The organism is Pigmentiphaga sp., from assembly GCF_019689535.1.
Taxonomy (GTDB): Bacteria; Pseudomonadota; Gammaproteobacteria; order Burkholderiales; family Burkholderiaceae_B; genus Pigmentiphaga.
Genome location: NZ_JADGHH010000184.1, coordinates 1 through 6,647 on the forward strand (window position 1 = coordinate 1; position 6,647 = coordinate 6,647).

Consider the following 6,647-nt stretch of genomic DNA (forward strand, 5'->3'; position numbering starts at 1 on the left):
CGCGATGTAGCTCCGTCTCGTGGGCTCGGTTATGTGTATAAGAGACAGCTATTTGCCTTTCTATTTTTTTATTGGCAAATTGATGATGCCTTCGCCGATGATGCGCATCTGGAAGTGGCCCCTCATCCTGGGCGGCCTCACGGCGACCGGTTTGGTCAGCGCGCTCGTCTCCGACAGCTGGGGCGACGTTTGGTCCTGGATAGGCTTGGGCATCCCCGTCCTGGCCATGACTTGGCTCAGCCTGCGTCGTCCGCCCGAGCGATCGCGACGTTCTCCGGCGAGAACCCGCCCATGACCCGCGCCAATCCCGGGGCCGCCGCGGCCGTCGTCCCCGTTCGCCTCTGCCCTGGCCCTTCCGGCCGCCTAGCATGACCGATCCCATGTCCAACGCCCGCTCCCTCAAGACCTGGTCCTGGCTGCACAAGTGGAGCAGCCTGGCCTGCACCGCCTTCATGCTGTTGCTGTGCTTGACCGGATTGCCGCTGATCTTCCATCACGAACTCGGTCACTTGCTCGGAACCGAAGTCGAGGCCCCCGCAGGTGCCGACGATAGCGTCCGGGTGAGCCTGGACAGCGTGCTCACGACCGCGCATGCCCTTCATCGAAACCGCGTGATCCAGTACGTATCCCAGGACGAGGAAGACGATCGCATTTGGTTTGTCACGCTGACGCCTACGCCCGATCCCACCGACGACTTCCGCTCCGTGGCGGTCGACGCGCGAACTGGGGAGGTGCTGGCCGAGCCCCGTTTCGACCGCGGTTTCATGTACGTCATGCTCAAGCTTCACGTCGATTTGTTCGCCGGCCTCGCGGGCAAACTGTTCCTCGGCTTCATGGGCCTGCTTCTGCTCGTTGCCCTCGTGACCGGCGCGGTGCTTTACGGACCGTTCACCAAGAAGCTCGAATTCGGTGACGTCCGGCGACACCGTACGCCCCGCGTGAAATGGCTGGACCTGCACAATCTTCTCGGCGTCGTGACGCTGGTGTGGGTTTTCGTCGTGGGAGCAACCGGCGTGATCAACACCTGGGCCGACCTGTTGATCAAGTACTGGCAGTACGACCAACTCAGCGCGGTGCTGGCGCCGTACCAGGGACAACCGATCACCCCGCCCGCCGAGCGGGCGTCGGTGCAACGCGCGATGGAAGTGGCAATGACGGCGGCGCCCGGGACGCGCCTGTCGTTCATCGCTTTTCCCGGCACGGCCTTCTCCAGCCCGCACCACTACACATTTTTCCTGGCGGGCAACGCCCCCCTCACGTCCAAGCTGCTACAGCCGGTCCTGGTCGACGCCCAAACCGCCGAGATCACCGCGATGCCTAGGCTGCCTTGGTATTTGGCGGCGCTGCTGCTCTCCCAGCCGCTGCACTTCGGCGACTACGGCGGCATGCCGATGAAAATCCTGTGGGCACTGCTCGATCTGGCCACCATCATCGTGCTCGGAAGCGGCCTTTATCTTTGGTTCAAGCGCAGGCAGCCCGCGTCCGTCCGTGCCGGTGCGCATGCCCACGCCGTGCCGGCGGGGCAAGGCGACGCGCGAAACGGCGGTGATCCGCTATAGTAGCTGCACCCTTCCCTTGCTGCTGTAGATGCATGTCACGCCCAGCAAAGTCCAACAACGCCGCGCCGGCAATTTCGCCCGACATTTTTTCGTTCTCCGACCTATCTTCGCGTCCCGCGTCCGTACAGCAGGCGTACGCGTATGTGCGCCAAGGCATCATTACCGGACGCTTTCCGGAAGGGTCCCGCATCACCGAGAAAGAGGTGGCCGAGGCGCTGGGGCTGTCGCGCACACCGGTGCGCGAGGGCATTCGGCTGCTGGTCTCCGACGGCTTTTTCGTCCTGCGTCCGAATGCAGGCGCGACCGTGCGGGTCTGGTCGGACCCCGAAGTGCGCGAAATCTATGCCGCGCGCATTCTGGTGGAATCGGAGCTGGCCGCCCTGGCGGCCGAACGCATGGACGCCCGCACGCTGGAAGAGCTGCGGCAAGTCGAAGATGAAATGGAGTCTCGCGGACCGGACGTCAGCGACGCCAACCTGGAACGCATCAGCACACTGAACCGGCGTTTTCACGCGCTCATCTATGAGGCGGCCGGCAACGCCCGCCTGCTCGCGATGCGCGCCAAGGCCGTCGAGCTCAAGGTGATCCTGGGCACGCGGCGCAGTTACGACCGGGACCGCCTGGCGCGCACGTTCCAACACCACCGTGAGCTGATCGATGCGTTCACGGCCCGCGACCCGGCCTGGGCGCGGGCGGTCATGCATTGCCACCTGCGCTCGGCGCAGTACGCGCTGCTGGAACAGCCTCGCGCACCCCAGGCCCGGGACTGATGCGCCACACGGCGCATCAGTAATGCGACAGCAGGCGTCCGAATCCCTGGACCTTGTCGTTGATCCCGCATTGGCGCAGCGCGTGCCAATAAGTCGCGGTGTTGATCGCGACCACGGGCTTGCCCAGGTAGAGCTCGGCGGCCGCTGCCATCCGGACCATCGAGAGATTGGTGCCCACCTGCACGATGGCCTCGACATCGTCTCCGTCGAGTTCGCGGATCGCCGCACGGCACATTTCATCGGTAGTGTGCGCGATTTGGACCGGGCTCGGACGGCGCAGGCAAACGTCGCGCACGACCGTGAAGCCGCAGTCTTCGAAAAAGCGGCGAACTTCGGCGTTTGCGACCGGGAAATACGGCGACAGGAACGCGATGCGCTTGACCCCATAGGCATTCAGGGCCGCTTCCAGCGCAAACGACCCGCAGGTCACGCCCACGCCTGCGCAGTCATGGATCTCCTTCAAGTATTGTTCCGCGCACGCCGACGACTATCCGTCCCGGCCCATCCGCATCATCATCGGAGGTTCGGCCGGCGGCTCTTCCGACGTGTTCGCCCGCGCGATCAGCGAGCACATGAGCACGACACTGGGCCAGTCCATCATCATCGAGTACAAGCCGGGCGCCGGCACCAACATCGGCACGGAGTACGTGGTGCGCTCCAAGCCGGATGGCTACACCATCATGATCAACGGCCTGCCCATCGTGGCCAACCCGCACCTGTTCCCCGACCTGAGCTTCAAGCCTGCCACCGACCTGATTCCGATTGCCGGGGTCGCAAAGATGACCAACGTCGTCATGGTCCACCCGTCCGTGCCGGTCAAGACCATGGCAGAACTCATCGATGCCGCCAAGAAATCGCCCGAACGCTTCATCTACGGATCTCCGGGCGAAGGCACCTCGACTCACATTGCCGGCGAAATGCTGTCGGCCCCGCACCGGCGCCAACTTCACCCACGCCCCGTATCGCGGCAACGCCCAGGCCATGACCGACCTGCTCGGCGGCACCCTTCAAATGGGCTTCATCAACACGCCGGTGGCGGCCCCGTTCCTGAAAGACGGCCGGCTGCGCGCGCTGGCGGTCACTTCGAACGTCCGCTCGCCGCTGCTACCCGAGGTCCCCACGGTGGCCGAGGCGCTGAACCTGCCCGATTTCGATTTCAATGGATGGTTTGGACTCTTCGCCCCCAAAGGCACGCCCGCACCGGTGATCGCCAAGCTGTCCGACGCGGTGGGCAAAGCGCTGGCCGACGCGAAGGTGAGGAAAATCTTCATCGACGCAGGCGCCATGCCCATGGAGCTGGGAGCTGCCGACTTCGCCAAGTTCGTGGCCGAAGAACGTGGCCGCATCGACCCGCTGCTGGAAAAACGGAAGAAGTAAGGAGAAGGGGTTCGGCGAAACCGGGCGCGGGCCTCGCCCCGCCCGGATCCAGCCCGGGTTCAGTCCATGTTGGCGATGATGGCCTCGCCAAACCCGGAGCACGACACCTGGGTCGCACCCTCCATCTGCCGCGCGAAATCATAGGTGACGCGCTTGGACAATATGGTGCGCTCCATTGCGGCCAAAATGAGATCGGCCGCTTCATGCCACCCCATGTGCTGCAGCATCATGCGGCCGGCCAGGATCTCCGAGCTGGGGTTGACGTAATCCTTGCCCGCATACTTCGCGGACGTGCCGTGCGTAGACTCGAACACGGCGACCGAATCGCTCATGTTGGCCCCGGGGGCGATGCCCGCCCCGCCCACCTGCGCGGCCAGCGCCGAGGAAAGATAATCGCCGTTCAGGTTGAGGGTGGCGATGACGTCGAACTCCACCGGCCGCAGCAACATGCTCTGCGAGAACGTGTCGATCAGGCAATCCTTGATGACGATGTCGCGGCCCGTGCGGGGGTTGCGGATGCGGCACCACGGCCCGGCGTCTATGGTCTGGGCACCGAAGGCGAGGCGCGCGACCTCATAGCCCCAGTCGCGGAACGCGCCCTCGGTGTACTTCATGATGTTGCCCTTGTGCACCAGCGTGACGGACTTGCGGTCGTGGTCGATGGCGTACTGGATGGCCTTGCGGACCAAGCGCTCCGTCCCCTCGCGCGAAACGGGCTTGATGCCTATGCCTGACGTGGCGGGGAAACGCAGGTGCTTGGCACCGAGCTTTTCCTCCAGCACCGTGATCAGCTCCACCGCCTCGGGCGAGCCCGCGGCATACTCGATGCCCGCGTAGATGTCTTCCGAGTTCTCGCGGAAGATGACCATGTTGGTTTTTTCGGGATGCTTGAGCGGAGACGGCACGCCACGCAGGTATTGGATCGGCCGCAGGCAGACGTATAGGTCTAGTGCCTGGCGCAGCATGACGTTCAACGAGCGCAGGCCACCTCCGGGCGGCGTGCCGAGCGGCCCCTTGATGGCCAGGACGAACTCGCGCAGCGCATCGAGCGTCTCCTCAGGCAGCCAGACGCCTTCTCCGTACAGCGTCGTGGCCTTGCGGCCGGCGTAGACCTCCATCCAGTGGATGCGGCGCTTGCCGCCGTAGACTTTCGCAACGGCGGCATCGATGACCTTGGTCGCGACCGGCGTGGTATCGCGCCCGATGCCGTCACCCTCGATATAGGCGACGATGGGCTCATCCGGCACGTTGAGGGAATAATCCTCGTTGACGGTGATACGGCTGCCCTCGGCGGGCACCTGGATATGCTTGTAAGACATGCAAGGATTCCGAGCAATCGTGGGGATGCGCGCCGTTGCCGCGCGCCCTGGATAGGGGCAATTATCCTGGATTCGGCCAGGCATTGCCACGCGGCGCCCGCGACGTGCGGCGGTACAATGGCCGCATCATGTTCAACCCTACCCGAGAACAAGTTCGCCAGTTTTTCACCGAAACCTGGCGCAAACACCGCGCAGGCGAAGTGCTGACCCCGCTGGAGGCCACGGCGCTGGACTGGATCCTCGAGCATCCCGAGTACCACGGCGACCTCGAAAACCCAGACGCCGCGCAGGCCGACTACAGTGTCGAGGCAGGTCGCACCAACCCGTTCCTTCACTTGTCGATGCACCTGGCCATCGCCGAACAGCTCTCCATCGACCACCCGCCCGGAATACGCGCCGCCTACCAGGCCCTCGCCCGCAGCAAGGGGGCGCACGACGCCGCGCACGAAATCATGGAATGCCTGGGACGGGTGGTCTGGGAAGCACAGCGGCTGGGCACGCCGCTGGACACCGAGGCCTATATCGAGCTGATCAGGCAACGGGCGGGGTCATAAGCCCGGCGCCCATCGCCCCGGCAGCCCATTACTTCACCGACAAATTGCCGGGCAGGCTGGAAAGATAGGCCGCGACGTCCTCGATGTCTTTGTCCGACAGTTGCACCGCGAAAGCGCCCATGATGGCGTTCTTGCGGATGTTCGCCGACGGGGCGGCGTTGGACTGCCCCCGGCGGTAGGCCTTCAGTGCGTGCACGAGATAGTCGGCATGCTGGCCGGCCAATTGCGGGTAGCTCGGATCGATCGAGGTCTTGGCGTCGGCGCCGTGGCAGGAAGCGCAGTTCACGCGGTCGTAGACGGCTTTGCCGGCGGCGACGTCGCCAGCGGCAAAGGCCGGCACGGCGGCCGAAAGGGACAACAGGACGGCAGCGACGGAAAAACGGTGACGGTTGCTCATGGTCGGGCGCTCACTTCAGACTCGAGTAATAGGCGGCCAAATCGGCGATGTCCTGTTCAGACAGGCTCTTGGCGATGCCGACCATGGAAGGATGAGAGCGCGCGCCGCTGGCGTATTCCTTCAGCGCGGCCTCGATGTACTTCGCGTTCTGCCCGGCGATCTTCGGGACGGAGTAGACCTCGGGGAAGCTGGCCTTGTAGCCGGGAATGCCATGGCAGCCTATGCACATGGAATTTTTCTCACGGGCGGCTTCGGCATTGCCGGTGACGGCAGACTGAGATTGGGCTGCTGCGGAGCCGACGACCGCACAGGCGGCCAGGGCGGCCAGCGCGGGCATGGCCCGCTTCGTTATGCTCAACTTCATTAGAACGCTCTATCAGAATCAAGAGAAATCCCGATACCGGGCGGCGAGAAAGACTGAGCGGCAACGCCCGGCCCCAAGGCCAACGAAGCGTCTCCGTTTTTATCGAAAATCGTATTGTTGTACGACTGAGAAGCACGATTTTCGTCTTATTTAACCTCTAATGATACATCAGGACCGCAGAATCCCGCAGCCGTCCGATCTCGCCACCTCGCGCTCCCTCCTCTCCCCGTCTTTCCCTATACTGGGTGCTTCGCCCCCGTGGCCCCCATGCCAGTTCGACCATGTCCCAGACCGCTCAGCCTTCTCC

General features: G+C 64.1%; 10 protein-coding genes and 1 pseudogene. 6 read left to right on the forward strand and 5 right to left on the reverse strand.

The window, feature by feature from the left end; genetic code table 11:
- The first annotated feature begins 82 nt into the window (after positions 1-82).
- The 3 genes from IRZ12_RS14190 to IRZ12_RS14200 all read left to right on the forward strand — a co-directional run bounded on the left by IRZ12_RS14190 (position 83) and on the right by IRZ12_RS14200 (position 2,329).
- On the forward strand, positions 83-295 hold the full coding sequence (locus IRZ12_RS14190; RefSeq protein WP_296469599.1) for a hypothetical protein: 213 nt from the start codon (positions 83-85) through the stop codon (positions 293-295).
- An 85-nt stretch (positions 296-380) separates the two neighbouring features.
- The gene (locus IRZ12_RS14195; RefSeq protein WP_296469618.1) at positions 381-1,559 is read left to right on the forward strand and encodes a PepSY domain-containing protein; all 1,179 of its coding nucleotides are present in this window, start codon (positions 381-383) and stop codon (positions 1,557-1,559) included.
- A gap of 32 nt (positions 1,560-1,591) precedes the next feature.
- Entirely contained in the window at positions 1,592-2,329 is a 738-nt protein-coding gene (locus IRZ12_RS14200; RefSeq protein WP_296469600.1) for a GntR family transcriptional regulator, read from the forward strand.
- A gap of 16 nt (positions 2,330-2,345) precedes the next feature.
- On the opposite strand, the gene IRZ12_RS14205 is transcribed toward IRZ12_RS14200, so the two are convergent.
- Positions 2,346-2,792 (reverse strand): hypothetical protein, encoded by a 447-nt coding sequence (locus tag IRZ12_RS14205; protein WP_296469602.1) that lies wholly within the window; start codon positions 2,790-2,792, stop codon positions 2,346-2,348.
- Between the two features lie 24 nt (positions 2,793-2,816).
- Entirely contained in the window at positions 2,817-2,990 is a 174-nt protein-coding gene (locus tag IRZ12_RS14210) for a hypothetical protein (RefSeq protein ID WP_296469605.1), read from the reverse strand.
- Between IRZ12_RS14210 and IRZ12_RS17590 the strand changes: the two are divergent.
- Together IRZ12_RS17590 and IRZ12_RS14215 are read left to right on the forward strand one after the other, a co-directional pair.
- Positions 2,932-3,180, forward strand: a pseudogene (locus tag IRZ12_RS17590) (Bug family tripartite tricarboxylate transporter substrate binding protein); the annotation flags it as partial. The gene IRZ12_RS14210 and the pseudogene IRZ12_RS17590 overlap by 59 nt on opposite strands.
- Complete coding sequence (locus tag IRZ12_RS14215; RefSeq protein ID WP_296469606.1) at positions 3,170-3,706, forward strand: tripartite tricarboxylate transporter substrate binding protein; 537 nt, start codon at positions 3,170-3,172, stop codon at positions 3,704-3,706. The pseudogene IRZ12_RS17590 and the gene IRZ12_RS14215, both read left to right, overlap by 11 nt.
- A gap of 59 nt (positions 3,707-3,765) precedes the next feature.
- On the opposite strand, the gene icd is transcribed toward IRZ12_RS14215, so the two are convergent.
- Positions 3,766-5,025 (reverse strand): NADP-dependent isocitrate dehydrogenase, encoded by a 1,260-nt coding sequence (gene icd, locus IRZ12_RS14220; protein ID WP_296469609.1) that lies wholly within the window; start codon positions 5,023-5,025, stop codon positions 3,766-3,768.
- A gap of 128 nt (positions 5,026-5,153) precedes the next feature.
- On the opposite strand from icd, the gene IRZ12_RS14225 reads away from it, so the two are divergent.
- A complete protein-coding gene (locus IRZ12_RS14225) occupies positions 5,154-5,579 on the forward strand; it encodes a DUF1841 family protein (RefSeq protein WP_296469611.1) in 426 nt (141 codons plus the stop codon).
- 28 nt (positions 5,580-5,607) lie between these two features.
- Here IRZ12_RS14225 and IRZ12_RS14230 read toward each other — a convergent pair whose 3' ends face one another.
- Both IRZ12_RS14230 and IRZ12_RS14235 read right to left on the reverse strand, forming a co-directional pair.
- Entirely contained in the window at positions 5,608-5,976 is a 369-nt protein-coding gene (locus IRZ12_RS14230) for a cytochrome c (protein ID WP_296469613.1), read from the reverse strand.
- A 10-nt stretch (positions 5,977-5,986) separates the two neighbouring features.
- Positions 5,987-6,340, reverse strand: coding sequence for a cytochrome c (locus IRZ12_RS14235; RefSeq protein WP_296469616.1), 354 nt, complete (start codon positions 6,338-6,340; stop codon positions 5,987-5,989).
- Between the last annotated feature and the right edge of the window lie 307 nt (positions 6,341-6,647).